The sequence below is a fragment of the Rhodococcus sp. NPDC006774 genome (genome assembly GCF_040636045.1).
GTDB lineage: Bacteria > Actinomycetota > Actinomycetes > Mycobacteriales > Mycobacteriaceae > Rhodococcoides.
Window position 1 is genome coordinate 201,668 of sequence record NZ_JBEYIW010000009.1, and the last position, 24,514, is coordinate 226,181.

General features: G+C 66.5%; 23 protein-coding genes. 18 read left to right on the forward strand and 5 right to left on the reverse strand.

Annotated features, from left to right (window positions below):
• Nucleotides 1-68 precede the first annotated feature (68 nt).
• Nucleotides 69-1,424 carry a phosphoglucosamine mutase gene (gene glmM, locus ABZ677_RS16030; protein WP_358370893.1) on the forward strand — a complete coding sequence of 452 codons (1,356 nt, stop codon included), beginning with the start codon at nucleotides 69-71 and terminating at the stop codon, nucleotides 1,422-1,424.
• A 4-nt stretch (nucleotides 1,425-1,428) separates the two neighbouring features.
• On the opposite strand, the gene ABZ677_RS16035 is transcribed toward glmM, so the two are convergent.
• Entirely contained in the window at nucleotides 1,429-2,469 is a 1,041-nt protein-coding gene (locus ABZ677_RS16035; protein WP_037188278.1) for an LLM class F420-dependent oxidoreductase, read from the reverse strand.
• Nucleotides 2,470-2,621: 152 nt separating this feature from the next.
• Between ABZ677_RS16035 and ABZ677_RS16040 the strand changes: the two genes are divergently transcribed.
• The 3 genes from ABZ677_RS16040 to ABZ677_RS16050 are packed head-to-tail and all read left to right on the forward strand — an operon-like array spanning nucleotide 2,622 to nucleotide 5,004.
• Nucleotides 2,622-2,927 carry a type VII secretion target gene (locus ABZ677_RS16040; RefSeq protein WP_358370897.1) on the forward strand — a complete coding sequence of 102 codons (306 nt, stop codon included), beginning with the start codon at nucleotides 2,622-2,624 and terminating at the stop codon, nucleotides 2,925-2,927.
• Nucleotides 2,924-4,738: a hypothetical protein gene (locus tag ABZ677_RS16045; RefSeq protein WP_358370900.1), complete on the forward strand. Its 1,815-nt coding sequence runs from the start codon at nucleotides 2,924-2,926 to the stop codon at nucleotides 4,736-4,738. Before ABZ677_RS16040 ends, ABZ677_RS16045 begins: the two co-directional genes overlap by 4 nt.
• Nucleotides 4,735-5,004, forward strand: a complete 270-nt coding sequence (locus tag ABZ677_RS16050) for a hypothetical protein (RefSeq protein WP_317784046.1) — start codon at nucleotides 4,735-4,737, stop codon at nucleotides 5,002-5,004. The genes ABZ677_RS16045 and ABZ677_RS16050 overlap by 4 nt, the downstream gene beginning before the upstream one ends.
• Before the next feature lie 22 nt (nucleotides 5,005-5,026).
• Here ABZ677_RS16050 and ABZ677_RS16055 read toward each other — a convergent pair whose 3' ends face one another.
• Entirely contained in the window at nucleotides 5,027-5,887 is an 861-nt protein-coding gene (locus ABZ677_RS16055) for a hypothetical protein (RefSeq protein ID WP_358370903.1), read from the reverse strand.
• A 100-nt stretch (nucleotides 5,888-5,987) separates the two neighbouring features.
• On the opposite strand from ABZ677_RS16055, the gene glmS reads away from it, so the two are divergent.
• From glmS to tsaD, 8 genes are all read left to right on the forward strand, one after another.
• Nucleotides 5,988-7,850 carry a glutamine--fructose-6-phosphate transaminase (isomerizing) gene (gene glmS / locus ABZ677_RS16060; protein ID WP_037188267.1) on the forward strand — a complete coding sequence of 621 codons (1,863 nt, stop codon included), beginning with the start codon at nucleotides 5,988-5,990 and terminating at the stop codon, nucleotides 7,848-7,850.
• Between the two features lie 8 nt (nucleotides 7,851-7,858).
• Nucleotides 7,859-9,292, forward strand: coding sequence for an NAD(P)H-hydrate dehydratase (locus ABZ677_RS16065; RefSeq protein WP_358370906.1), 1,434 nt, complete (start codon nucleotides 7,859-7,861; stop codon nucleotides 9,290-9,292).
• Between the two features lie 104 nt (nucleotides 9,293-9,396).
• The gene (gene alr, locus ABZ677_RS16070) at nucleotides 9,397-10,575 is read left to right on the forward strand and encodes an alanine racemase (RefSeq protein ID WP_358370997.1); all 1,179 of its coding nucleotides are present in this window, start codon (nucleotides 9,397-9,399) and stop codon (nucleotides 10,573-10,575) included.
• Nucleotides 10,576-10,578: 3 nt separating this feature from the next.
• Complete coding sequence (locus ABZ677_RS16075) at nucleotides 10,579-11,598, forward strand: alpha/beta hydrolase (RefSeq protein WP_037188263.1); 1,020 nt, start codon at nucleotides 10,579-10,581, stop codon at nucleotides 11,596-11,598.
• A 13-nt stretch (nucleotides 11,599-11,611) separates the two neighbouring features.
• Complete coding sequence (gene tsaE, locus ABZ677_RS16080) at nucleotides 11,612-12,100, forward strand: tRNA (adenosine(37)-N6)-threonylcarbamoyltransferase complex ATPase subunit type 1 TsaE (RefSeq protein ID WP_358371000.1); 489 nt, start codon at nucleotides 11,612-11,614, stop codon at nucleotides 12,098-12,100.
• Nucleotides 12,101-12,152: 52 nt separating this feature from the next.
• Nucleotides 12,153-12,824: a tRNA (adenosine(37)-N6)-threonylcarbamoyltransferase complex dimerization subunit type 1 TsaB gene (gene tsaB / locus ABZ677_RS16085; RefSeq protein WP_358370909.1), complete on the forward strand. Its 672-nt coding sequence runs from the start codon at nucleotides 12,153-12,155 to the stop codon at nucleotides 12,822-12,824.
• A gap of 17 nt (nucleotides 12,825-12,841) precedes the next feature.
• Complete coding sequence (gene rimI, locus ABZ677_RS16090; RefSeq protein ID WP_358371003.1) at nucleotides 12,842-13,312, forward strand: ribosomal protein S18-alanine N-acetyltransferase; 471 nt, start codon at nucleotides 12,842-12,844, stop codon at nucleotides 13,310-13,312.
• On the forward strand, nucleotides 13,309-14,346 hold the full coding sequence (gene tsaD / locus ABZ677_RS16095; protein ID WP_037188255.1) for a tRNA (adenosine(37)-N6)-threonylcarbamoyltransferase complex transferase subunit TsaD: 1,038 nt from the start codon (nucleotides 13,309-13,311) through the stop codon (nucleotides 14,344-14,346). The genes rimI and tsaD overlap by 4 nt, the downstream gene beginning before the upstream one ends.
• On the opposite strand, the gene ABZ677_RS16100 is transcribed toward tsaD, so the two are convergent.
• Nucleotides 14,331-15,983, reverse strand: a complete 1,653-nt coding sequence (locus tag ABZ677_RS16100) for an Hsp70 family protein (protein ID WP_358370912.1) — start codon at nucleotides 15,981-15,983, stop codon at nucleotides 14,331-14,333. The two genes, tsaD and ABZ677_RS16100, sit on opposite strands and share 16 nt — an antisense overlap.
• A 533-nt stretch (nucleotides 15,984-16,516) precedes the next feature.
• Here ABZ677_RS16100 and groES point away from each other — a divergent pair.
• Together groES and groL are read left to right on the forward strand one after the other, a co-directional pair.
• Nucleotides 16,517-16,816 carry a co-chaperone GroES gene (gene groES, locus ABZ677_RS16105; RefSeq protein ID WP_008718149.1) on the forward strand — a complete coding sequence of 100 codons (300 nt, stop codon included), beginning with the start codon at nucleotides 16,517-16,519 and terminating at the stop codon, nucleotides 16,814-16,816.
• Between the two features lie 98 nt (nucleotides 16,817-16,914).
• Nucleotides 16,915-18,528: a chaperonin GroEL gene (gene groL / locus ABZ677_RS16110; RefSeq protein ID WP_037188249.1), complete on the forward strand. Its 1,614-nt coding sequence runs from the start codon at nucleotides 16,915-16,917 to the stop codon at nucleotides 18,526-18,528.
• Nucleotides 18,529-18,593: 65 nt separating this feature from the next.
• Here the strand turns inward: groL and ABZ677_RS16115 are convergent, their stop codons facing one another.
• The gene (locus tag ABZ677_RS16115; protein ID WP_027496361.1) at nucleotides 18,594-18,887 is read right to left on the reverse strand and encodes a WhiB family transcriptional regulator; all 294 of its coding nucleotides are present in this window, start codon (nucleotides 18,885-18,887) and stop codon (nucleotides 18,594-18,596) included.
• Nucleotides 18,888-19,605: 718 nt separating this feature from the next.
• Between ABZ677_RS16115 and ABZ677_RS16120 the strand changes: the two genes are divergently transcribed.
• From ABZ677_RS16120 to ABZ677_RS16130, 3 genes are all read left to right on the forward strand, one after another.
• Nucleotides 19,606-20,433: a hypothetical protein gene (locus ABZ677_RS16120; protein WP_358370917.1), complete on the forward strand. Its 828-nt coding sequence runs from the start codon at nucleotides 19,606-19,608 to the stop codon at nucleotides 20,431-20,433.
• A gap of 136 nt (nucleotides 20,434-20,569) precedes the next feature.
• On the forward strand, nucleotides 20,570-21,148 hold the full coding sequence (locus ABZ677_RS16125; RefSeq protein WP_032397500.1) for a sigma-70 family RNA polymerase sigma factor: 579 nt from the start codon (nucleotides 20,570-20,572) through the stop codon (nucleotides 21,146-21,148).
• Nucleotides 21,141-22,157: an anti-sigma-D factor RsdA gene (locus ABZ677_RS16130; RefSeq protein ID WP_358370921.1), complete on the forward strand. Its 1,017-nt coding sequence runs from the start codon at nucleotides 21,141-21,143 to the stop codon at nucleotides 22,155-22,157. The genes ABZ677_RS16125 and ABZ677_RS16130 overlap by 8 nt, the downstream gene beginning before the upstream one ends.
• Nucleotides 22,158-22,239: 82 nt before the next feature.
• On the opposite strand, the gene ABZ677_RS16135 is transcribed toward ABZ677_RS16130, so the two are convergent.
• Complete coding sequence (locus ABZ677_RS16135; protein ID WP_032378069.1) at nucleotides 22,240-22,644, reverse strand: DUF5319 domain-containing protein; 405 nt, start codon at nucleotides 22,642-22,644, stop codon at nucleotides 22,240-22,242.
• Nucleotides 22,645-22,943: 299 nt separating this feature from the next.
• Between ABZ677_RS16135 and guaB the strand changes: the two genes are divergently transcribed.
• Nucleotides 22,944-24,467, forward strand: a complete 1,524-nt coding sequence (guaB, locus tag ABZ677_RS16140) for an IMP dehydrogenase (RefSeq protein ID WP_170945694.1) — start codon at nucleotides 22,944-22,946, stop codon at nucleotides 24,465-24,467.
• Nucleotides 24,468-24,514 lie beyond the last annotated feature (47 nt).

Consider the following 24,514-nt stretch of genomic DNA (forward strand, 5'->3'; position numbering starts at 1 on the left):
CAGTATCGGACGCCTGCCCTCGAGGCATTTCACACCACATTCTCTCCGCTCGAAGGGGTTCTTGGTTCATGGCGCGATTGTTCGGCACCGACGGAGTTCGGGGACTGGCGGGCGGGGTTCTGACCGCTGAGCTGGCGTTGAGAATCGCGCGCGCCGCAGCCGCCGTGTTGGCACCGAATGTCGACGGCGTCAGGCGTGTGGCAGTGGTCGGTCGTGATCCGCGTGTCAGTGGCGCGATGCTCAGCGCAGCCGTGTCCGCCGGACTCACCGCATCGGGTGTCGACGTGATCGATGTCGGCGTGCTGCCCACACCCGCAGTCGCCTTCCTCACCGCCGAATACGACGCGGCGCTCGGTGTGATGATCTCGGCATCGCACAATGCGATGCCCGACAACGGAATCAAGATCTTCGCCGCAGGCGGTCACAAGCTGGACGACGACGTCGAAGACCGGATAGAAGCTGCCCTCGATCCCGAGGGGCGCTCCCGGAACGACGCACAGCCCTACGACGCCACCGGTGCCGCGATCGGCCGTATCGACGTCGCACAGGACGCGGCAGCCCGCTACACCGAGCATCTCGCCGGATCGGTGTCACATCGACTCGACGGCGTGACCGTCGTGGTGGATTGCTCGCACGGTGCCGCCTCGGTCGTCGGGCTCGAGATCTACCGACGTGCCGGTGCGACGGTCGTGGCGATCAATGCAGAACCCGACGGCATCAACATCAACGACGGGTGCGGGTCGACGCACCTGGAGGGGTTGCAGAAGGCCGTCGTGGAGCACGGTGCGGACCTCGGTATCGCGCACGACGGAGACGCCGACCGATGTCTCGCCGTCGACGCGGCGGGTTCGGTGGTGGACGGCGACGCGATCATGACGGTGCTGGCCATCGCGATGCACGACGCGGGCCACCTGACCGACGACACGTTGGTCGCCACGGTGATGAGCAACCTCGGTCTGCACATTGCGATGCGCGAGGCCGGAATCACGTTGCGCACCACCGCGGTCGGAGATCGCTACGTGCTCGAGGAGCTCCGCCGCGGCGGCTTCGCACTCGGGGGTGAACAGAGTGGACACGTTGTGCTGCCCGCAGTCGGAACAACCGGAGACGGGATCGCCACTGCACTGCGACTGATGGAGCGGATGGCGCAGACCGGGCGTTCCCTCGCGGATCTGGCGTCGGCCATGCGGACGCTGCCGCAGGTGCTGATCAATGTCCGCGTGTCGGACAAAGCGGCGGTGGCGTCGGCGCCGTCGGTATCGGACGCCGTGGCGTCGGCCGAGCGGGAACTCGGGGAATCGGGTCGAGTTCTGTTGCGCCCCAGCGGTACCGAACAGTTGGTGCGAGTGATGGTCGAAGCGTCGGAACTCGACGTCGCGACCCGACTCGCCGAAGAGCTGGCGGGCCGGGTCGCGTCGGTCTGACGTCTCAGGCGGTCAGTTCGCGCAGTGCGGTCAGCTGCGCGACGCGGCCTGCGGTGTTCTCGGCCAGCGGCGCGACATTGAGAGTGGTGACACCCGCTTCGGCGAAGGCTGCGACCCGCTCCTTGACGAAGCTCTCCGGGCCGATGAGGTTGACCGCGCGAGCGAGCTCGTCGGGAACCGCCGCAGCGGCCTCCTCCTTCTTTCCGGCCAGGTACAGGTCCTGGATCTTCTCGGCCTCGGCCTCGTACCCGTATCGCTGAGCCAGGGAGTTGTAGAAGTTCTTGCCCTTGGCTCCCATGCCGCCGATGTACAGCGCCAGGTGCGGCTTGACCCAGGGGAGGTACTTCTCGGCATCCTCGCCGATCGCCAGCGTGGGACTTGCGAACACCTGGAGTTCGCCGAGCGACGGATCACGCTTGGCCTTGCCTGCCGCGAGAGAGTCGCCCCAGACGTCGGCGGCCTTCTCCGGGAAGTAGAAGATGGGCTGCCAGCCCTCGGCGATCTCGGCGGTCAGCTCTACGTTCTTCGGGCCCAGAGCGGCAATGACGACCGGAATGCGATCGCGCACAGGGTGATTGATCAGCTTGAGCGGCTTGCCAAGGCCCGTTCCCTGGTCGGCCGGCAGCGGGATCTGATAGTGCTTGCCCTGATACTGCACCTTTTCACGACGCCAGACCTGGCGGCAGATCTCGATGACCTCGCGGGTTCTGGCGATGGGTGCGTCGTACTTGACGCCGTGGAAACCTTCGACGACCTGCGGTCCCGATGCGCCGAGCCCGAGTACGAATCGACCCTCGGAGACGTAGTCGAGACCGGCCGCGGTCATGGCGGTCAGTGACGGTGTCCTGGTGTAGATCTGGAAGATGCCGGACGCGATCTTGATCGTGCTCGTCTTGGCTGCGAGGAATCCGAGTTGGCTGACGGCGTCGAACGAGTAGGCCTCGGGCACGAAAATGATGTCGAGACCTGCCTTCTCGAGCTCGGCGACCTCGGCAACGGTCTCGTTGAAACCACCGCTGTAATTCAGCATCGTTCCGATGTGCATGGGACTCCTCGTTCGGTGAGCAGCTGGTGCAGCCACTTCAGGTACCTGTTACGGACATTTCACATCGGGACGTTACCGCTCCCTGGGGAACCGATGTGAGTCGGCGCACGTCATAGTGAGATAGGGGCACTTCGAGGGGGGAACGGGAACGTATGAGCGACGGAGTTCGGGTGGACGCGGACCGAGTTCGCGGCGTGGCAGATGCGTTGGCGTCGTCGGCGGAGGCGCTCGGTGATGCCGCCGATTCGGTCGCCGACGCGGGCTTCGGCGCAGCCGGGGCCGGACGGAACTACGGCGACCTGGGCGCTGCCTATTCCCAGGCGCACCTCGGGCTCGGGCGTGCAGTCAGGGCATGGAGATCTTCGGTCGAGGACATTGCCGGTGCCCTCACCACCGCGATGAACGAGTACGAGCAACAGGACGACGCCACCGCATACGCGATCGAGACACCCCGGTGACACTTCCTTCGGCCTCGTCCGGTGACGGGGCGTCGATCGACGAGATTCTCGATGCGAACGCAGAAGGACTGCTGTTCTTCGAGCGTTTCCTGCCGCTGGTCGGCCGTGTCCCGGGCGTCGAAGTTCCGCAGTATCAGGACATGTGCGCCAGGTACGACGAGCAGCGCGGACTGAACCTGGGTGCGCTCGGTAACGATGCCGACGCCGTCGGAGCGGTGTCCGCAGTACTCGCCGATCAACTAGAGGAACAGATTCAACTTCGCCGAGTTCTGCAGTTGCGCTGGCACGGTGACGCAGGGGAGGCAGTGCAGACCTATCTTTCGGCCGAACAGGAGAAGGCGTCCCAGTTCCTCGCGTCGATCGAAGATTCCCATCAGACGATGTGTGCGGCCGTCGACGTTCTCCGTGACGCAGTGACCGACAAGGCAGAGCTCGTCGGCGGCCTCGACATCGATCTGGTGGACGGCAAAGACATGGACCGGATCGATGCGATTCTGCTCGCGTCGGGAATCGAGTGCCTGCCGGTGGATCGAGAGTCGGTGTTCCCACGATTGGCGTCTGCGTTCGAGGATCTGAACGACGGGGCGAGCAGCGTCGATGTCTCCGACGAGTTCGCCGCCGAGGTGACCGAACGCTGCAGGCGCTGGATCGACACCGAGTTCGTTCCGCGGGTGCAGGGTACGTGCGAGGCAGTCCTGGCAGCGTGCACCGCTACGGATATCGCCGTCAGAAACTGTCTGGCGTTGGTGGTGGACGTTCTGGGCAGTGTCCACGAGCCGTCGTTCGGTGAACTCGACGAGCGCGGTTGGGCAACGGAATCCGGTGCAGCAGCGATGTGGCCGGGGCCCGACGGCTCTTGCGCAGACCCGGATCCGGCCGTGATCGGTTCCACGCCTTCCGCTTTCGGAGCCGCATTGGCGGCTGTCGCACCGGCGGCTGTCGGGCCCGCAGCGACCGGACCGGTGGCGACACTGCCCGGCGAGAACGCACTCGTCGGAGCAGACAGCGTGGATCCGGCCGGATCTCTCACCGCCGACGGTGGTGTGGGTGAGGAGCTGGGGGATTCTCTCGACGGGCTCGTGGATCGAGTGGTCGCCGAGATCATCGACCGAGTCGACAACGCGTTGACCGAGACGATCGACGGCGGAGATCTCGAAAGCTCCGGTGACACTGCCGTCGACAGTCGGGCAGGTGACGACAACCCCGAGGAGGCTTCTCCGGACGGGAGTGGCGACCAGCGACCCGAACCGACTCCGTTGCCGCAGCCCGAGCAGTCGTGGACCGCGGCCACCGACGAGCGCGGCCATCTCGAGGCCCAGCTCGACGGGCATCGGGCCCGCATCGCGCTCGAACACGACGGCACGGTGTCCCTCGAACTCGAGACTCCTGGACTCGGAACGCGCTCGTTCGAGCTCGGAATCGGACCGTTCGGCCTACCCGAGATCGTCGAAGTTCCCGGCATCGCCGACGCGGTGGACGTACCGGCCTCGGCTGCACCGTTGCCGACCGAACCGGTGCCCGCGGCCGAATCCGCGGCGGCAGAGGAACCCGGGCCGCCTACCGAACCCGTGCCGCCTGCCGAACCGGAGCCTGCCTCCGGGCCGGTTCCTGCGGTCGAACCTGCGCCTGCGACCGAACCTGTGTCGCCGTCCGAATCCGTTTCGGATGCACAGGCGCAGTGCTCACCCGAGGCACCCGACACCGAGCAGCCTGCTGTGCAGCATCCGGTAGTTGCGGATCGACCGGTCACCGATCCGCAACCCGCCGACACGGGTAGCGGTGCAGGCCTGAGTGAAGCAGGGGAGCTGTGAGCACCGACAGTGCGTGGCGTCGGGAGTTGCATCGAATACGCGATGAGCACCGGATCGCGATGGCGCGGGCGGCCGAGGCGTTGAGTCGGGCACAGGCCCCGGCAGTGGACCGAGGCGGACGGATTTCAGCGACGGCGAGCGGAGCGGACTCCGACGTCGAGTCGATGTCGGGTTCGGTGCTGCAACCGGCTCACCTGGACCGGCGAGCACCCACACCGCACGTCGAGACCGATCCCGACGAACGGCCGAGGTCCTGGCTGGTGTGACACCGGTCGGTGACGAACGGGACTAGCCCCGGCCGAGCAGGGCCTTGATCGACGCGGACGCCTTGGGCTTGGGCTGCGCGTCGAGCGGCGCGTGCGGATCGACCGCTCTGGTTCCGTCGATCTCACCTGCCGATCCGGCCAACTCCTCGTAGTCGGAGTCACCTGTCAGGTGGAACAGCAGAAACGCGGTGAGTACGGCACGGGTGCGTTGTTGGGTCTTGCGGTCTGGCTTGTTGATGCCCAGTGCGCCGAGGATCCGCCTGCCTTCGACGAATCCGTCTGCCGTCGAGCCGTCGATTCGTCGGAGCACGGACGGTCCACGCCAGGACTGGGCGAGAGCGAGTGAGTTGTCGGTGAGCGAATCGGCGTTCGAGTTGTCGCCGACGACGAGCCCGGGGATGGCAAGCCCGGCGGCTGCCTCCTCGGACGACGGTGCCGTCGGTGCCGGGAACAGTGCGGCTACGGCCTTGATGTCCGCTCGCCGAGTGGCTGCGAGAACAGCGGTCCCGGCACCCATCGCGTGGCCTGCTGTGGCGAGTTTGTCCGGATGCACGCTGATGTTGCCGGGGCCGAGACGCACGCCGGTCATGATGTCGAGCACAGTGCCCAGGTCGGTCGCGAGTCCGCGGTGCGAGGGTACGAGGCCGCGTTCGGTGTCCGGTGCCGCAACCACGATGCCCCAGGACGCCAAGTGCTTCAGAGTGTCGGTGTAATGGCTGGGACGCAGCATCCAGCCGTGTGCGAAGGCCACGCCGGGCAGGCCGAAGCCCTCGGCGGGGGTGTAGACGACACCGGGTTGCCCGGCGAGGGCCAGGTCGCCTCGGAGCACCTTGTGCGGGCCGCGCTTGGAGAGAGCAGATGCCAGCTTCTTCGGTTTCGCCACGAGAGATGACGCTACCGAACTGCGGCGCGTCAGGGGGACACCGGACACGTCAACCCGAGCGAATGGGTCGTGCGCGCCCCGCCGAGTACCCTGATTGTCCATGTGCGGAATCGTGGGTTACGTCGGCCACCGCCCAGCGCTGGGTGTGGTGGTCGAGGCGCTTCGGCGTATGGAATATCGGGGTTACGACTCGGCGGGGATCGCCATTCTCGACGGCGCGGGAGCGACGGCGGTCGAGCGCAAGGCCGGTCGCCTGGCGAATCTCGAAGCCGAATTGGACGACATCGGCACCGACACGTTCGTCGGCACCACCGGCATGGGTCACACCCGGTGGGCGACGCACGGCCGTCCGACCGACCGCAACGCTCACCCCCACCGAGATGCGTCGGGCACCGTCGCCGTGGTGCACAACGGCATCATCGAGAACTTCGGACCGCTGCGGGCCGAGTTGGAAGCCGTCGGGATCGAGTTCCTGTCCGATACCGACACCGAGGTCGCAGTGCACCTCGTCTCGCGCGCCTACGCCGAGGGTCCGACCGCGGGCGACTTCGTGGCCAGCGCCAAAGCTGTTCTGCGTCGTCTCGAGGGTGCGTTCACTCTGGTGTTCACCCATTCCGATCACGCGGACACGATCGTCGCGGCTCGTCGCTCCACGCCCCTGGTACTCGGTGTCGGCGAGGGCGAAATGTTCCTCGGGTCGGACGTGGCTGCCTTCATCGAACACACGCGCGACGCCGTCGAGCTCGGCCAGGACCAGGTCGTCGTCATCACCGCCGACGGCTACGACATCAGCGATTTCGAGGGCAACGAGGCGCAGGGGCGTCCGTTCCGAATCGACTGGGATCTGGCAGCCGCCGAGAAGGGCGGCCACGACTACTTCATGCTCAAGGAGATCCAGGAGCAGCCCGCCGCTGTGGCGGACACGTTGCTCGGTCACTTCGACAACGGTCGAATCGTGCTCGACGAGCAGCGACTGTCCGATCAGGAACTGCGCGACGTCGACAAGGTGTTCGTCGTTGCCTGCGGTAGCGCGTACCACTCGGGCCTGCTTGCCAAATATGCGATCGAGCACTGGACCCGGCTGCCGGTCGAGGTGGAACTGGCCAGCGAATTCCGTTATCGCGACCCGGTTCTCGATCGTTCGACCCTCGTCGTGGCCATCTCGCAGTCCGGCGAGACCGCGGACACCCTCGAAGCCGTTCGGCACGCCAAGGATCAGAAGGCGCGTGTTCTCGCGGTCTGCAACACCAACGGCTCGCAGATTCCGCGGGAGGCCGACGCCGTCCTCTACACGCGGGCCGGTCCGGAGATCGGCGTCGCGTCGACCAAGGCCTTTCTCGCCCAGGTGACCGCGAACTATCTGGTCGGTCTGGCGTTGGCGCAGGCTCGCGGCACCAAGTATCCCGACGAGGTCGCCCGTGAATTCGCCGAACTCGAAGCGATGCCCGAGTTGGTGCAACGGGTGCTCGAGACTGTCGAGCCGGTTAGGGCGCTCGCGCGAGAGCTCTCGACGGCCACGACGATTCTGTTCCTCGGCCGACACGTCGGCTATCCGGTTGCTCTCGAAGGTGCGCTCAAGCTCAAGGAGCTGGCGTACATGCACGCGGAGGGCTTCGCGGCCGGCGAGCTCAAGCACGGTCCGATCGCGCTCATCGAGGACGGTGTGCCGGTGATCATCGTGATGCCCTCGCCCAAGGGTCGGGCGGTGTTGCACTCGAAGATGCTGAGCAACATTCGCGAGATCCAGGCGCGTGGTGCGCGAACGGTCGTCATCGCCGAAGAGGGCGACGAGGCAGTGCGGCCTTTCGCGGACAACTTGATCGAGATCCCGGCTGCGTCGACGCTGCTGCAGCCGTTGTTGTCGACCATCCCACTGCAGGTGTTCGCCGCCGAGGTGGCTCAGGCGCGCGGCTACGACGTGGACAAGCCGCGCAACCTGGCCAAGTCCGTCACCGTCGAATAGCGCTCGGCATGCGCGGCTACTACACACCCGAGCAGATTCGGAATGCGGAAGCGCCGCTAATGAATTCCCTGCCGAACGGCGTTCTCATGCGTCGCGCCGCCTATGGTTTGGCCGCTGTGGTGGCAGCCGAGCTCACGGCGCGCACGGGCGGCGTCGCGGGACGCCGCGTGACGATTCTGGTGGGCACGGGAGACAACGGCGGCGACGGTCTGTGGGCGGGGGCGTATCTGCGTCGACGCGGTGTTTCGGTGTCGGCTCTGCTGCTCGATCCGACGCGGGTGCACGCCGAGGGTCTCGCGGCCCTGCGATCGTCGGGCGGGCGCGTGGTGGCTCGGTGCGGACCCGCAGACATCGTGGTCGACGCCATCGTGGGGATTTCCGGCAAGGGCCCGCTGCGGCCCGATGCTGCTGCGGTGGTCGAGCGGATCACCGCACCGATCGTGGCCGTGGACGTTCCCAGTGGAGTCGATGCGGAGACCGGTGCCGCACCGGGACCGGCGGTGACGGCCGAGGTGACGGTGACGTTCGGTGCCCGCAAGCCGGTTCACGTGCTGGCCGTACCCCGGTGTGGCCGAATCGAACTCGTGGACATCGGCCTGGATCTGCCGGCGCCTGCGATGGCGTCGTTCGAGCCGTCCGACGTCGGACGGGTGTGGCCGATCCCGTCGGCCTCGGACGACAAGTACTCGCAGGGCGTGGTGGGTGTCCTGGCCGGTAGTGCCACGTTCCCCGGTGCCGCACTGCTCTGTGTCGGTGCGGCGGTCGCGGCCACCTCCGGAATGGTCCGCTACGTGGGAAGCGCAGGGGCAGAAGTCGTTTCGCACTGTCCTGAGGTCGTTGCCGCCCCGGACCTCGACGCGGCGGGGAAGGTGCAGGCGTGGGTGGTCGGTCCCGGTTTCGGCACCGACGAGGATTCGGCGGAGATCGTGCGTCGAGTGCTGGAGACGGATCTGCCGGTCGTCGTCGACGCGGATGCGCTCACGATCCTCGCACGCAACGAACGCTGGGTCGCCGGACGCACCGCACCGACTCTGCTGACCCCGCATGCCGGGGAGTTCGCGCGCCTGACCGGATCCGACCCCGCACCCGACCGAGTGGGATCGGTTCGAGATCTCGCCGCGCGTTGGGGCGTCACCGTTCTCCTCAAGGGGCGAGCGACGATCGTCGCCGATGCGGACGGCACCACGTTCGTCAGCGATGCCGGGGGATCGGCTGCATCGACCGCCGGTTCGGGCGACGTACTGTCGGGCATTCTCGGGGCGCTGCTCGCGTCGGGAATGGCACCGTCCACTGCGGCTGCCTGCGGCGCGAAGGTTCACGCACTGGCCGCGGCCCGTGCGGCTCACGGATCGGACGGAGAGTTCGCAGCGCCCATTTCTGCGAGTCCACTGTGTGAGTCCATCCCCGACGCCATCCGGACCGTGCGCTCGCTCACAGTCTGACCGTGGTCGTGCGTGGCCCACGTCCGATGCCGGGTGTGTCACGAGTTGTGGCACCCTGATCCGTCGTATCGGCGGCTCGGATGGCACTATCGAATGTTGTGAGTATCGGCTGCGGCGACGAGAGGACCGATCCTCGGACGGGTTCGGGTGCTGTGGCGTCCGTGGACCTCGACGCGGTGGCTCACAACGTCCGCGTGTTGCAGCAGTTCGCCGGGGACGCCGCCGTGATGGCGGTCCTCAAGGCAGACGGATACAACCACGGTGCCGTCGAGGTCGCACACGCCGCAGTGGCAGCCGGGGCACAGGAGCTCGGCGTCACCACCATCGGTGAGGCCCTCGAACTCCGCGCTGCGGGTGTGACGGTCCCGGTGTTGGCGTGGTTGCACCGAACGGACTCCGATTTCGCTGCGGCGATCACCGGGCAGGTAGGGATCGGGGTGTCCACGGCGGCCCAGCTCGACGCTGTGGTCGAAGCGGCACGCCGAGTCGGTTCCACCGCTGATCTCTCGCTCAAGATCGACACCGGACTCAATCGCAACGGGGTCCCGGAATCGGATCTCGATGAAGTCCTGGACGGTACGGCGGCCGCCGTCGCGGAGGGAACTGTGCGGTTGACGGGAATGTTCTCGCATCTGGCCTGCTCCGACGAACCGGGGCACCCCGCCAACGACGCCCAGGCCGAGCGGCTCCGCGACGCTGTGCGGCGCGCGACCCGGCGCGGAACGCCTCCCGCCGTCGTGCACCTGTCCAACTCTGCAGCCACGCTGACCAGACCCGATCTCGGTTTCGACATGGTCCGCCCGGGTATTGCTCTGTACGGCTTGTCGCCGGTGCCCGAGCTGGGAACGTTCGGGTTGCGCCCGGTCATGACGCTGTCGGCGCAGGTGGCGAACATCAAGAAGGTGAGCGAAGGTGAATCTGTGTCCTACGGCTACACCTGGACCGCTCCTGCCGACACCGTGGTCGCACTCGTCGCTCTCGGATACGCCGACGGGGTCGTTCGCCGCCTCAGCGGGCGGTTCGAGGTGACCATCGCAGGTCGTCGCTATCCCTCGGTGGGGCGAGTGTGCATGGACCAGTTCGTCGTCGATCTCGGTGGTGACCGCTCGGGTGTCGCGGTCGGCGACGAGGCGCTACTGTTCGGATCAGGGGACAGGGGAGAGGCGCACGCCCAGGATTGGGCGGATGCGCTCGACACGATCAGCTACGAAGTCGTCACCGGCGTTCGTGGACGCGTCCGACGACGGTTCGTCGGCGCTCGCGTAGGGGAGGCGACGGTCTAGATCATGCTCGGATTGCTGGAAAGTATTGCGATTGTGGTGCGGGAGACGGCGTTTCGGTCCAACAAGGATCCGTTGGCCACCGAGAACCTCGACCTGATGGATGCCGATCGCGGCAGTATCGTCACCGCGGACGACGGTGTACCGCTTGCGGTCCGCGAAGTGGGTCCGTGTGACGCCGAGACCACCGTGATCTTCGTGCACGGCTACTGCCTGCGCATGTCGTCGTGGCATTTTCAGCGCCGCGCGCTCGAACAGCAGTGGGGTTCGACGGTACGCATGGTCTTCTACGACCAGCGCGGTCACGGACGTTCGGGAGTGCCGAGCCCGGAGAGCTGCACCATCGGTCAACTCGGCCTCGATCTCGACGCGGTGATTCGCTCGGTGGTACCCAAGGGCCGCATCGTTCTGGTCGGGCACTCGATGGGCGGGATGTCGATCCTGTCCATGGCGCGGCAACGATCGGACGTGTTGCGCCAGCGGGTCATCGGCGCAGTTCTGATCTCGACGACTGCGGCCGGTCTCGCGCAGTCCGGGGTGGGTCGTAGTCTGCAGAATCCGGCGGTCGACGCGTTCCGGCTCGCGGTGCGGACCTCGCCCGGTTTCGTGCAGTTCGGTCGCGGTGCCGTGCGTGCGCTCATTTCACCGATACTGCGGGCGGCGTCCTACGGCACCAGGGTCTCCCCGCGGCTGGTGGCATTCTCCCAGTCGATGATCGACGACACCTCCGTCGTCACGATCGTCAACTTCCTCGAGACGCTCGAGTTGCACGACGAGTCCGAGGCCCTGCTGGAATTCGAGAACATCCCGGTGTCGGTGGTGTGTGGCGACGAGGACTGGATCATTCCGTTCGCCAGCTCGGAGGCTCTGGCTCGGGCCCTGCCGCGTTCGGAGACGGTACGTGTGCGCCAGGGTGGGCACCTGGTCCAACTCGAATTTCCCGAACAGGTCAACGGCGCGATTCAGCGGCTCGTGGCACGGGCGACGGAGGCCGCAGGCAAGAAGCGACGGTGGGGCGTTGTCTGACGAGCCGCTGACCTTGCCGGTGCACGTCGAATTGGTCACTGCCGCAGACACTGCCGAGTTCGGTGCACGGCTCGCCGACGTTCTGGTCGCGGGCGATCTGGTGATTCTCGACGGCCCGCTCGGGGCCGGAAAGACAGCGATGACCAAGGGGATTGCGGCCGGACTCGGTGTCCAGGGCCGCGTCACCTCGCCGACGTTCGTCATCGCCCGCGAGCACCGGGCCGGGTCACGGCCCGGTGGACTACCACCGGTTGCGCTGGTCCACGTCGATGCCTATCGGCTCGGCATGACGGGGCAGTCGGCGGTCGACGAACTCGATGCCCTCGACCTCGATACCGACCTCACCGACGCCGTCGTCGTGGTCGAGTGGGGCGAGGGATTGGTGGAGAAGCTGACGGACGGCCATGTGTCGGTGCGTCTGACGCGTGATCCGGACTCCGATGTTCGGCGCGTGACGGCGAGTCGGGTGGACAGCAGGGCGGATCCCCGGGAACGACGCTGACCGGGTACCGGGTGCGCGGTCGTATCCCTGAAGACGGGTAATCTGAAACATCGTGCTTGTACTTGCCGTCGACACCTCGACCCCCGCCGTCACCGCAGGTGTGGTGAGCCTGACCGAGCCCGGCGCCGGTGCAGTGGCCACGACCCTCGCCACACGGGTTCGGGTGGACGCGCGATCTCATGCAGAAATCTTGACGCCCAACATTCTCGAGTGCTTGGCCGAGGCCGGAATCACCGCGGCCGAGTTGGGAGCCGTCGTCGTCGGTGTCGGTCCCGGCCCGTACACCGGGTTGCGGGTGGGCATGGCGACAGCTGCGGCATTCGGTGACGCGCTCGGTCTTCCCGTGTATGGCGTCTGCAGTCTCGACGCCATCGCCGCAGATGTCTCCGAGCCCGGGTCCCTGTTGGTGGTGACCGACGCGCGCCGGCGCGAAATCTACTGGGCGCGTTACGACGCCGGGGTTCGGGTTGCAGGGCCCGACGTTGTCGCCCCGGCCGAACTGGATCGTGTCGGAGTCGACGCGGTCGCCGGATCGGCACCGCATGCTGCGGCATTCGAGCTTCCGATTCGTGATGTGCAGGCACCGTCTCCGGCCGGATTGGTCGCCGTTGCCGCTGCCGACATCGGCAGCGGGATCGTCCCGGGCCCGCTCGTCCCGTTGTACCTGCGTCGTCCCGACGCCAAGACGCTCGACGAGCGCGCCGCAGCGAAGGCTGCGAAGTGACGGTGTCGATCGAGTCGATGACGACGGCCGACGCTGCTCGGTGCGCGTATCTCGAGACCGTGCTGTTCCCGGGTGACGACCCGTGGGCGGAGGATGCATTCATCGCGGAACTGGCGGCGCCACACAATCATTACGTCACGGCGCGAGAGAACGGCGAGGTCGTCGGCTACGCAGGCATCTCCCTGCTGGGGCAGCCCAGTCGCGGCGCGTTCGTCGTCGGTGAGTCCGAGGTGCACACCATCGGTGTCGATCCGTCGTATCACCGCCGAGGAATCGGCGGGCGACTGCTCGACGAATTGCTCCGAGTGGCCGACGAGCACGGTGGGCCGGTCTTCCTCGAGGTACGTACCGACAACGAGCCCACCATCGAGTTGTACCGACGCGAAGGGTTCGAGATCGTCGGCACCAGGGTCGGGTACTACCAGCCGAGCGGGGCCGACGCCTTCACCATGCGTCGGTCCGCGAAGACGGAAGGATCAGCCCGATGATCGTCATGGGTATCGAAAGTTCTTGCGACGAAACAGGAGTCGGGATCGTCCGGTGGGGCGGGGCGGGGACGTGCGAGCTGATGGCCGACGAGGTGGCCTCCAGCGTCGACGAACACGCGCGGTACGGCGGAGTGGTGCCCGAGGTGGCGTCGCGCGCGCATCTGGAAGCCATCGTGCCGACCATGCGGCGGGCTCTGGCGACCGCTGACATCGAGCGTCCCGACGCCGTCGCGGTGACGATCGGGCCGGGGCTGGCCGGGGCGTTGCTGGTCGGGGTTGCCGCTGCGAAGGCGTACGCCGCGGCCTGGGGCGTGCCGTTCTACGCGGTCAACCATCTCGGTGGCCACGTCGCGGTCGACACGCTCGAGCACGGCCCGATGCCGTCGTGCGTGGCGCTGTTGGTCTCCGGGGGTCACACGCATCTGCTGCACGTCGACGATCTGTCCCGGCCGATCGCCGAGCTCGGGACCACGGTCGACGATGCAGCCGGTGAGGCCTTCGACAAGGTTGCGCGGCTCCTCGGATTGGGCTATCCCGGTGGCCCGGCCCTCGATGATGCTGCGCGCGAGGGTGACCCGGCCGCGATCGCGTTTCCCCGGGGAATGACCGGTCCGCGCGATGCCCGTTACGATTTTTCGTTCTCCGGGGTCAAGACGGCCGTCGCTCGGTTCGTCGAGGCCAGGCACCGTGCCGGAGATCCGATTCCTGTCGCGGACATCGCCGCGTCCTTCCAGGAATCCGTCGCCGATGTACTGACGATGAAGGCCGTCCGTGCGGCAACCGATGTCGACGTCGACACGATCGTTCTGGGTGGGGGCGCCACCGCCAACTCTCGCATTCGTTCGCTGATCGAAAGTCGTTGCGCAGAGCAGGGTTTGACGCTGAGAATCCCGAAGCCGCGACTGTGCACCGACAACGGGGTGATGATCGCCGCACTGGGCGCTCACCTCGTGGCAGGCGGAGCCGAGCCCTCGGCGTTGACCGCCGTGACCGATCCCGGCCTCTCGGTCGCGACCAGTCAGGTGCCCGGCTGAGCGTTCTGCGTTGCCGCGGTGGTCGAGGACGAACGCGGAGCCGACGGCTCGGCCGCCGACAGTGGGTCCGTCGAGGATTCGGACACCTCGGGAGCTGCAACCGGCGGTGACCATACCGTCGGTGGTGCCGTCAGTTCCGGCGTGGGCTGCGAACCGCTCACATCGGTGGTCGGCACAGTGATCGATTCGGTCGGTACCGGAGTGAACTCGGGTGTGACCTCGGGCGTCGGACTCGGGACGATCTCGGTCGTATCGCTCGGGTCCGAGGGCTCGATCGGTTCGGAAGGCCGAACCGGAGTCGTGGTGACCGAGGTCGGCGGTTCCACCGGGATTGCGGTGGTGACGCCGGGTGACACAGGATTCGACGTGGGGTCGACCGGCCAGTCGATCCGCGGGAGGTCGGGTGCAGGCCGCAGCGTCGGGGTACTGGTCGGCGGAGCGGTGGTGGTGAACCGCGCCGACGATCCGGTGGCGTCGACCGACGTTGCCGTCGGGTCGGATCGATCGCCAGAAGTGAGCCCGGCCGCGGGCGGGGTCTCGTCGGGGGAGTAGCCCTCGGTGACCGGTGTACCGGAATCGTTCGACGCGGTCGCGGATCGGGCTGCACTTCCGGCCGGTGAGACGTCGGCATCGTCGGCAGGCGTCATCGTCTGCACACCGTAGGCCAGTACCAGTCCACCTGCGACGACGGCGGCCGCGATCGCGCCGGAGTATCGGCTCATTCGGCTTGCGGTGTTGCGCGTGGCCGAGACGAGTTGGTAGTCGCTGCCGACGGCCGATGCGGCGACGGCAGCAGCGCCGACGGCGAGAACGGCATCGGGTTCGGACAGTCGAACGACCGGGGCGTGGAACACGTCGGTGAGCGTGGCGGCGAGCAGGGGAATGTGTGCCCCACCGCCGATCAGCACGATGGTCTCGGGTTCGTGGGTGCTCTCGTCGAACACCCCGCGGACGAACTGCGCGGCGGTGTCGAAGATCGGGCTCACGGCGGCATCGAACGCGTCACGGGTGACCGTCAGCGGGATTCCGCTGTACCGCTCGATGCGGACCTCGTCCTCGCGGGAGAGCTGTTCCTTGATCGAACGGTACCGCGCAGACCCGATTCCGCGGTCGTCGCGGATGTCGTCCCGAAGGTTGTCGCGGGTCATGTCCTGCACGAGGTTCTTGACGAGCACGTCGAGTGCGTCGCCGCCGACGGCGTCCGATCGGCCGTGCGCCAGTACCTTGTCGGTGGTCCGATCGGTGACGGTGACCGACATGCCCGAGGCACCGAGATCGACCAGCGCGATCGTGTCGTACCGATCGATCAGGCCGGTGGTCGCCAGGTGCGCGGACGCGGCTGCGGACTCGGGCACCAGTCGGACATCGCGGGTGGTGTGGGCCAGCGCTGCGCGAATACCCGCAGCGTGCTCCTCGGTGCGGTAGGTGACGGCGATCGCGTCGGGGGCCCGGTGGCCGGGGATGAGCGAGGCCATGAGTTCGATGGCCGAGGTGACCAGATCACCGATGTCGGTGTTCGCTTGGCGATCGGTCGAGACGGTGCGGTACTCCACCGTGCGACTACCGTCGGTGTCGACGGTGACGAGGGCTGCGCACACGACCTCGGATCCGGTGGATATGCCCACTCCTACCCGCATGCTGCACCTCCCGCCCCTGTGTGTCCGTCCGGAATCGACTGCTCTGTGTGCCGTGTCGCGGCACAGCTGTCGATCGTTATCGTTCGGACAGCTCCGTTATCGTAACGTTACTTCGCGGTCCGGCGCGAACGTAATATGCCGCTCGGTCGGTTACTTCCTGAGTGTTCATGGCCTCTCACCAGTGCGTACGGCGGTGTCGCGGATGCCGGGAAAACGGCGAGAAAAGGCTCCGGTGTTCGGCGTTTCGGACCCGAATTCGCCCGTTTTCGGATCTCCGTGGTCGAGCAGGGCGGTGCGTGATCAATCTTGTACGCACGCGCGCAACCACCGTGTCGCGAACCTGGCGAACCCAGCCCTTGAGTGCTGGCACTCTCGTGTATAGAGTGCTAGTTGGCACCGAGCGAAGTCCCGGCACCCGCGACGACGGGAACGAGTTCAGGCCGTGATTGTCAGAACCGCACGAGAAGTACTTACACACAGCTGTCCGGGGATCCGACCCCGGACGCGTACCCCATAACTTTGGAGGGCTCAACGTGGCGAGCGTGAAAATCAAGCCGCTCGAGGACAAGATCCTCGTCCAGGCCAACGAGGCCGAGACGACGACCGCCTCCGGTCTGGTCATCCCCGACACAGCCAAGGAGAAGCCCCAGGAGGGCACCGTCGTCGCTGTGGGCGAAGGCCGTGTCACCGAGAAGGGCAACCGCATCCCGGTCGACGTCAAAGAAGGTGACACCGTCATCTACAGCAAGTACGGCGGCACCGAGATCAAGTACGCCGGCGAGGAGTACCTGATTCTGTCGGCACGCGACGTGCTGGCTGTCATCGCCAAGTAGGCCACAACGCATCCCGCCCCGGTATCCGATTTTCGTGTCGGTCCCGGGGCGGTGTGCGTTCGATCGAGTTTCTTTACTCGAAGGAGTAACACCGAAACATGGCAAAGCAAATCCAATTCAACGAGGAAGCGCGCCGCGCACTCGAACGCGGCGTCGACAAGCTGGCCGACGCAGTCAAGGTGACGCTCGGGCCGCGGGGACGCCACGTCGTCCTGTCCAAGGCCTTCGGCGGTCCGACCGTCACGAACGACGGTGTCTCGATCGCTCGTGAGATCGACCTGGAAGATCCGTTCGAGAACCTCGGTGCGCAGCTGGTCAAGAGCGTCGCTACCAAGACCAACGACGTTGCAGGCGACGGAACCACCACCGCGACGGTCCTCGCGCAGGCGCTCGTGCGCGGCGGTCTGAAGAACATCGCCGCAGGTGCCAACCCGATCGCGCTCGGCACCGGCATCTCCAAGGCGGCCGACAAGGTCGCCGAGGCTCTGCTTGCCGCCGCAACCCCGGTCGAGGGCAAGCAGGCGATCGCTCAGGTCGCCACCGTGTCCTCGCGTGACCCCGAGATCGGCGAACTCGTCGGCGAGGCGCTCACTCGCGTCGGCGCGGACGGCGTCGTCACCGTCGAGGAGTCCTCGACGCTGCTCACCGAGCTCTCGGTCACCGAAGGCGTGCAGTTCGACAAGGGCTACCTCTCGCCGTACTTCGTCACCGACGTCGACGCGCAGGAAGCAGTTCTCGAGGACGCGTACGTCCTGCTGTACCGCGAGAAGATCACCTCGCTTCCGGACTTTCTGCCTCTGCTGGAGAAGGTTGCCGAGAGCGGCAAGCCGCTGCTCATCATCGCCGAGGACACCGAGGGTGAAGTTCTCTCGACGCTGGTCGTCAACTCCATCCGCAAGACGATCAAGGCCGTGGCAGTCAAGGCACCGTTCTTCGGTGATCGCCGCAAGGCGTTCCTCGACGATCTCGCGGTCGTGACGGCCGGGCAGGTCATCACCGCCGATGTGGGTCTGAGTCTGAAGGAAGCCGGCCTCGAGCTGCTCGGTCGCGCTCGTCGCGTCGTCGTCACCAAGGACGACACGACCATCGTCGACGGTGCGGGCACGCAGGACGACATCGATGCGCGCGTCGGTCAGCTCCGCCGCGAGATCGAGAACACCGACTCCGAGTGGGATCGCGAGAAGCTCGAAGAGCGTCTGGCGAAGCTCTCGGGCGGCATCGCGGTCATCAAGGTCGGCGCTGCCACCGAGACCGAGCTCAAGGAACGCAAGTTCCGCGTCGACGACGCTGTGGCTGCGGCCAAGGCTGCCGTCGAAGAGGGAATCGTCCCCGGCGGCGGCTCGGCTCTGACTCAGGCAGCGTTGGCTCTGGCCGACGACCTCGGCCTGACCGGCGACGAAGCCACCGGTGTTGCCGTTGTGCGTACCGCGCTCAACGCACCGCTGTTCTGGATCGCCTCCAACGCCGGCATCGACGGTTCCGTCGTCGTCAGCAAGGTGGCAGAACTGCCGAAGGGTCACGGATTCAACGCCGCGACCCTGACGTACGGCGACCTGCTGGCCGACGGCGTCGTCGACCCGGTCAAGGTGACTCGCTCCGCCGTGGTCAACGCTGCGTCGGTTGCACGCATGATCCTGACGACCGAGAGCGCGATCGTGGAGAAGCCGGAAGAGGCCTCCGAGCCTGCTGCCGGTCACGGACACGCTCACTGACGTTCGGTGACACGAGAAAGCCCCCAACCCGAAAGGGTTGGGGGCTTTCTTGCGTGTTCGGGTGACTACACCGCGATGCGGCGGCGGTTGTGACGAGCGTGCAGTTCTCGCTCGGTCTCGGACATCCCGCCCCAGATCCCGTAGGGCTCGCTGACGTTGAGAGCGTGTGTACGGCACTGAGCGAGTACGGGGCAGCTGCGGCACATTTCCTTGGCTCGCATCTCGCGCTGTGCTCGTGCGCGGCCCCGCTCGCCGTCCGGGTGGAAGAACATGGACGAGTCGACGCCACGGCACAGGCCGTGCATCTGCCAATCCCAAATGTCGGCGTTCGGCCCAGGGAGGTGATTCGGCTGCGGCATGGAAACTCCTAGGGTGGTGTGGCTTCTCGGATTCGTGATCCGAATGCCGACAACGTTATGTGGATCGACGAAATCGAGTCAATAGTTCTCTGTCGTGGGCAAATGCATAGTTATGGGGCAAAGAATTAACACGGGCGATATTTACTTCGACTCACCCGCATGCGTGTCCTTCCTGTTGAAGAATCCGTCGACACGCGAGACGATGGGGAGTGCACCGGCCTTCCGGCTGCAGATGCGGTGTGGCGGAACGCAGGGGTCCGGCATCGGTCGACAGTGATGCCGCTCGATCCGACCGGGCCGCCGTGGTCGGCGTTTCCGCTGATCAGAGCAGTTGGCGTGATGTCGAAAACGGTTCGGTTCCGCGCGTCGGATTCCACGTCGGTGCATTCGGTCCAGGAGGCGCGAGGTGCTCGACGCGATCGCGCGGATCGCCGGGCGACGGTCGAGCGGGCGCACGGACGGCAGGCGACGCCTCGGTGGCCGATTGTTCGATCGAGTGCGCTGATTAACCTATTCGCCACACAGCGTTCAGATTCTCGACTTCGAGTCGGCCCGAGTTCACATTGTTAATTCCTTGAAAACTGCATTCTGGGCGAGCGAAACGATGCGCTGATGCTCCTTTCGGACCGATAGTGAATTCGACCGTGCAATTGCGTCGCTTCGAATCGGTAGGACTCACGCGCAGTTCGTCATCGGAGAAGGCCCTACCCTTGCGTCCGTGCCAACAGAGCCGAGCTCGCTGTTCACCGCGACGCAGTCCGAACTCTCCGACGCAGCTTTCGGCGGCAACCCCGGCCGATTTCCGCTTCCCGCAGCCGGCGATCCGTGGGAGAGCTGGTTTCGCAGTGTCGCGTTGGCGGGCCAGGGGCGGTACAGCGCCGCCGTAACCGAGCTCCGGCGTCATCGACCCACCAGCCCGGAACTCCGGTCACTGCACGCGTCGACCAGAGCGTCGTGGTTGCGTCAGGTGGGCCGACACGAGCGGGCCCGGCGCTTCGACGGCATCGCAGTCTCTCTCGTCGGACTCGTGGGACCGCCGACGTCCAGGGGCTCGGTGGAGGCCCGTAGCGATGCGCTGATCGGTCTCGCCGCGGATGCGCTGGGAAGTGGACGTTTTCACCTCGCGGACACCCTGCTGGCCCGTAGTGCGGAGCAGCGGCAGGGCCCCGTCGGTCGGGGGCAGTGGCGTCCGGCACTGCGGGCGGCGTGGGTGGCAGCCGAGCTGGCGATGATGCGCGGCGACGGTCCCGAGGCGATCCGACACGCCGAGGCCGCTCGAGCTCTCGCCGACGATGCCGATTCGTTACGCCACATCGTCAAGACCGACCTGGTGGTTGCGGCGGCGCTGAGCTGCATCGGTGAGACCGACCGGGCGCGTGAGTCGGCCGTCCAGGTGGCCTGCGCTGCGGAGATGGCCGGTCTGCTGCCCCTGCACTGGGCCGCCACGATGCTGTGCGAGGGAACAGGCGGCGTCGACGCCGGGATGGTGGCGTCGGCAGACCTGGCCGCCGACATCGATCGTCGGGGTGGTTCGACGGTCGGTTGACCAGGACCTGGGTCGAAGGCGGACCGAGTGGTTCGGTTGTGACTCGGTGGTGTCGCTATCCTTGGTCTCGTTCCACCACCACGTGGAAGCGCTCCCAGGCGGGTGCGTACCTGTAACGCGGGGAAAATTGTCGACGATGAACAGTGCGGGTGAGGAGTTGGACTCTTTCGTCGTTGCCGCAGCGCAAGGCGATCGACTGGCTCTGTCCCGGGTCCTGGAATTCATCCGACCACTCGTCGTTCGGTACTGCCGGGCACGGGTCGGTTCGGCTGAGCGCGGTCAGCTTTCGGCCGACGACGTGGCGCAGGAGGTCTGTTTGGCAGTCATGACCGCCTTGCCGCGATACCAGGATCAAGGTCGTCCGTTCATGGCATTCGTGTACGGCATCGCGGCTCACAAGGTCGCCGACGCCCATCGCAGCGCCTCGCGTAACAAATCGGACCCGGCCGCCGAAGTACCAGATGTCGTGTCGATGGAGCACGGACCGGAGCAACGCGCTCTCGAATCCGAGTCGAGTCGACAGATGACTGCACTGCTGGACACCTTGCCCGCCAAGCACCGCGAAATTCTGGTGCTCCGACTCATCGTCGGATTGTCGGCCGAGGAAACAGCAGCCGCCGTCGGCAGCACTGCAGGCGCTATCCGCGTGGCTCAGCACCGAGCTATCGCAAAACTGAAGAACGAAGTTGTGAGAGCAGGTGAAATGTATGGCTAGGGACAATGGTCACGGTGGCCCCGGTGAGACGCCGCGTCGCGGAATCTCGCGAATCGGTGGGCACGTGAACCCCACTGGACCGAAGCAGAACGATCCCTATGCCGACATCGGCGCAGACGGTGGTCCTGTGGACCTCGTCGCCGTACGTCGTGACGATGCGTTCATCGATGCGATCAGTGGTGACGGACCGATCGCCACCGATGACGCAGACGAGTACCAACTCGCCCTTCTGTTGGCCAATTGGCGAGCAGACGTGATGACCCCGGCGATGCCGGCCGGCCCCTCGCTCGATGTGGTCGTCGCCTCCGTCGAACGCGAGAAGTTCGCCGCCGACATGGCGCGCTCGAGCTCGGCCGACCGCGGTGGACGGATGCGTTTGCTGCGTCCCATCGCCGGTGCCGCAGCCGCGATCGCGGTCGTGATGGGTGGCCTGGTGGTCATCTCGTACAACTCGACACCGGACGATCCGCTGTGGAGCGTCAAGTCGGTCGTGTTCTCCGAACAGGCCGATTCGACCGTGGCGCAGATCGACACGACGTCCAAGCTGCAAGAGGCGGAGAATCTCCTGTCCTCAGGGAACACCACTGCCGCTCGCGCACTGCTCGACGGCGCGTCGAACAGCAGTTCCTCCGTGCTCGACGACGGGCAGCGCGCCGAGCTCGATCAGTGGCTGGCGCGTCTACTGCAGGAGCTGCAGGCTTTGACGCTGCCCGCGCCTGTTCCGCTCCCGGCCGAGGTCGTCCCGGCTCCGGTGCCCAGCTCAGAGGTCCTGTTACCGCCGGCTCCGGTGGATCCGGTCACGCCCGACACCACGGGTGCTCCGATCACTCCGGCTCCGACCACGACGACGCCAGAGGTGCCGCCCACGACGACGACTCCGAGTCCCTCGACGACGACGGACGTCACGCCGACGGTGCTTCAGGAGCCCGATCAGCCGACGGCCACCGCCGGTGGCAGCAGTTCGTCGGACAACCGCGACCGCATGTCGGTCCCATCCGGCGGCAGCTGACAGGGTTTTCCGGTCCCGCCCGAACAACGAAGAAGCCCGACACGATCATCGTGTCGGGCTTCTTCGTACGAAGTGTCGGGAGTCAGCTGTCGAATCCGTCGCCGTGCAGCGCGTCGTTCATGGATGCGTCCGCGAAGCCGCGGCAGTAGTCCCAGGTCACGTAGGCGTCGGGTACGGGGTCGTAGGCGGGCTCGTGCGGCCGGACCGTTCCGTCGACGAGCAGCTGGAGCAGATTTGCGCGCAGCATGTCCCAGTCGTGGTAGTGGTCCTGCTGGCAGTCTTCACAGCACACGACGAGGCCGCGGATGCCGCGGTGGCCCAGGAGCGCCTCGTAGACAGCCAGGTCCGCCAGGTCTTCTTCGACGGCCAGGCGCTCCTGAGGATCGAGGGGCTGGCCTGGCTCGATGGCGTCGAGGGCGGCCGACGGGTCGGCTGGGTCTCCGGCGAACGGATCCGGGGGTAGACCGGGAGGCAGTTGATCGCGCACGCCTCCACGGTACGCAGGACTGGTGGGTCTGCGCCAGCCGTTCGAATGCGACATGCCGGACGCGTTCGTCGCCGACGATGCTGCGGACCGGGATTTCGGTGCTCGACGGCCACCCACAGCGGGAGGCATTCGCACTGGTTGTGCCCTAGCCGATACCATGGTTCACGGCGCTGAACAGATGAGTGCAAGTGCCGAAACTCCATCCGTTCTCCAACACCGCACCGCGGTGCGCCTGCGAGCTCTCACCGGCCGCACGCTGCGCCGAGTTGCACACAGGCTCTAGGGAGGGCCAGATTCGCATGAGTAGTCCCGGAGCCCACGTCCGCACAGGCGGCGACGATCCCAACAAGGTCGCGATGCTCGGCCTCACGTTCGACGACGTCCTGCTGTTGCCGGCCGCTTCGGACCTGATTCCCAGCTCGGTCGACACGTCCAGTCAGATCACCCGCGAGATTCGCCTGCGGGTGCCGCTGGTCAGCTCCGCCATGGACACCGTCACCGAGGCCCGGATGGCCATCGCCATGGCCCGCGCGGGCGGTATGGGCGTGCTGCACCGCAACCTGTCACTGCAGGATCAGGCGTCCCAGGTCGAGACGGTCAAGCGCTCGGAGGCCGGGATGGTCACCGATCCCGTCACCTGCAAGCCCACCGACTCGTTGGCCGAGGTCGACGCCATGTGTGCGCGCTTCCGTATCTCCGGTCTTCCCGTCACCGACGAGACCGGCGCGCTGGTCGGCATCATCACCAACCGCGACATGCGGTTCGAGGTCGATCAGAACCGCCGCGTCGCCGACGTGATGACCAAGGCCCCGTTGATCACCGCACAGGAAGGCGTCACCGCGGAAGCGGCGCTCGGCCTGCTGCGTCGCCACAAGATCGAGAAGCTGCCGATCGTGGACGGCAAGGGCGCACTCACCGGCCTGATCACCGTGAAGGACTTCGTCAAGACCGAGCAGCACCCCGATGCCACCAAGGACCGTGACGGTCGGCTGCTGGTCGGTGCCGCTGTTGGCGTCGGGCAGGATGCCTGGGCTCGGTCCATGGCACTGACCGACGCCGGCGTGGACGTGATCATCGTCGACACCGCGCACGGTCACAATTCGCAGGTGCTCGAGATGGTCAGCAAGCTCAAGGCCGAGGTGGGCGATCGCGTACAGGTCGTCGGTGGCAACGTGGCCACCCGCGCGGGCGCACTCGCCCTCGTCGAGGCAGGTGCGGACGCGGTCAAGGTGGGCGTCGGACCGGGATCCATCTGCACCACCCGCGTGGTCGCAGGCGTCGGCGCTCCGCAGATCACCGCCATCCTCGAAGCCGTCGCCGCGTGCAAGCCGCACGGTGTGCCGGTCATCGCCGACGGCGGTCTGCAGTTCTCCGGTGACATCGCCAAAGCGCTCGCTGCCGGTGCCTCGACCGCCATGCTCGGATCGTTGCTGGCCGGAACCGCGGAGTCCCCGGGCGAGCTGATTCTGGTGGGCGGCAAGCAATTCAAGAGCTACCGCGGCATGGGTTCGCTCGGCGCGATGCAGGGACGAGGGGGAGCGAAGTCGTTCTCCAAGGACCGCTATTTCCAGGACGATGTGCTGGCCGAGGACAAATTGGTGCCCGAGGGCATCGAAGGTCGCGTCCCGTACCGCGGACCGTTGAACCAGGTGATCCACCAGCTCACCGGTGGCCTGCGTGCTGCGATGGGCTACACCGGATCGACGTCGATCGAGGACCTGCAGAAGGCTCAGTTCGTGCAGATCACTGCGGCCGGGCTCAAGGAAAGCCACCCGCACGACATCACGATGACCGCTGAGGCCCCGAACTACACCACCCGATAGTCGCTTCGGCCGTTTCTCGGCCGATGCGATTCGCTCTCGAAGTAGAA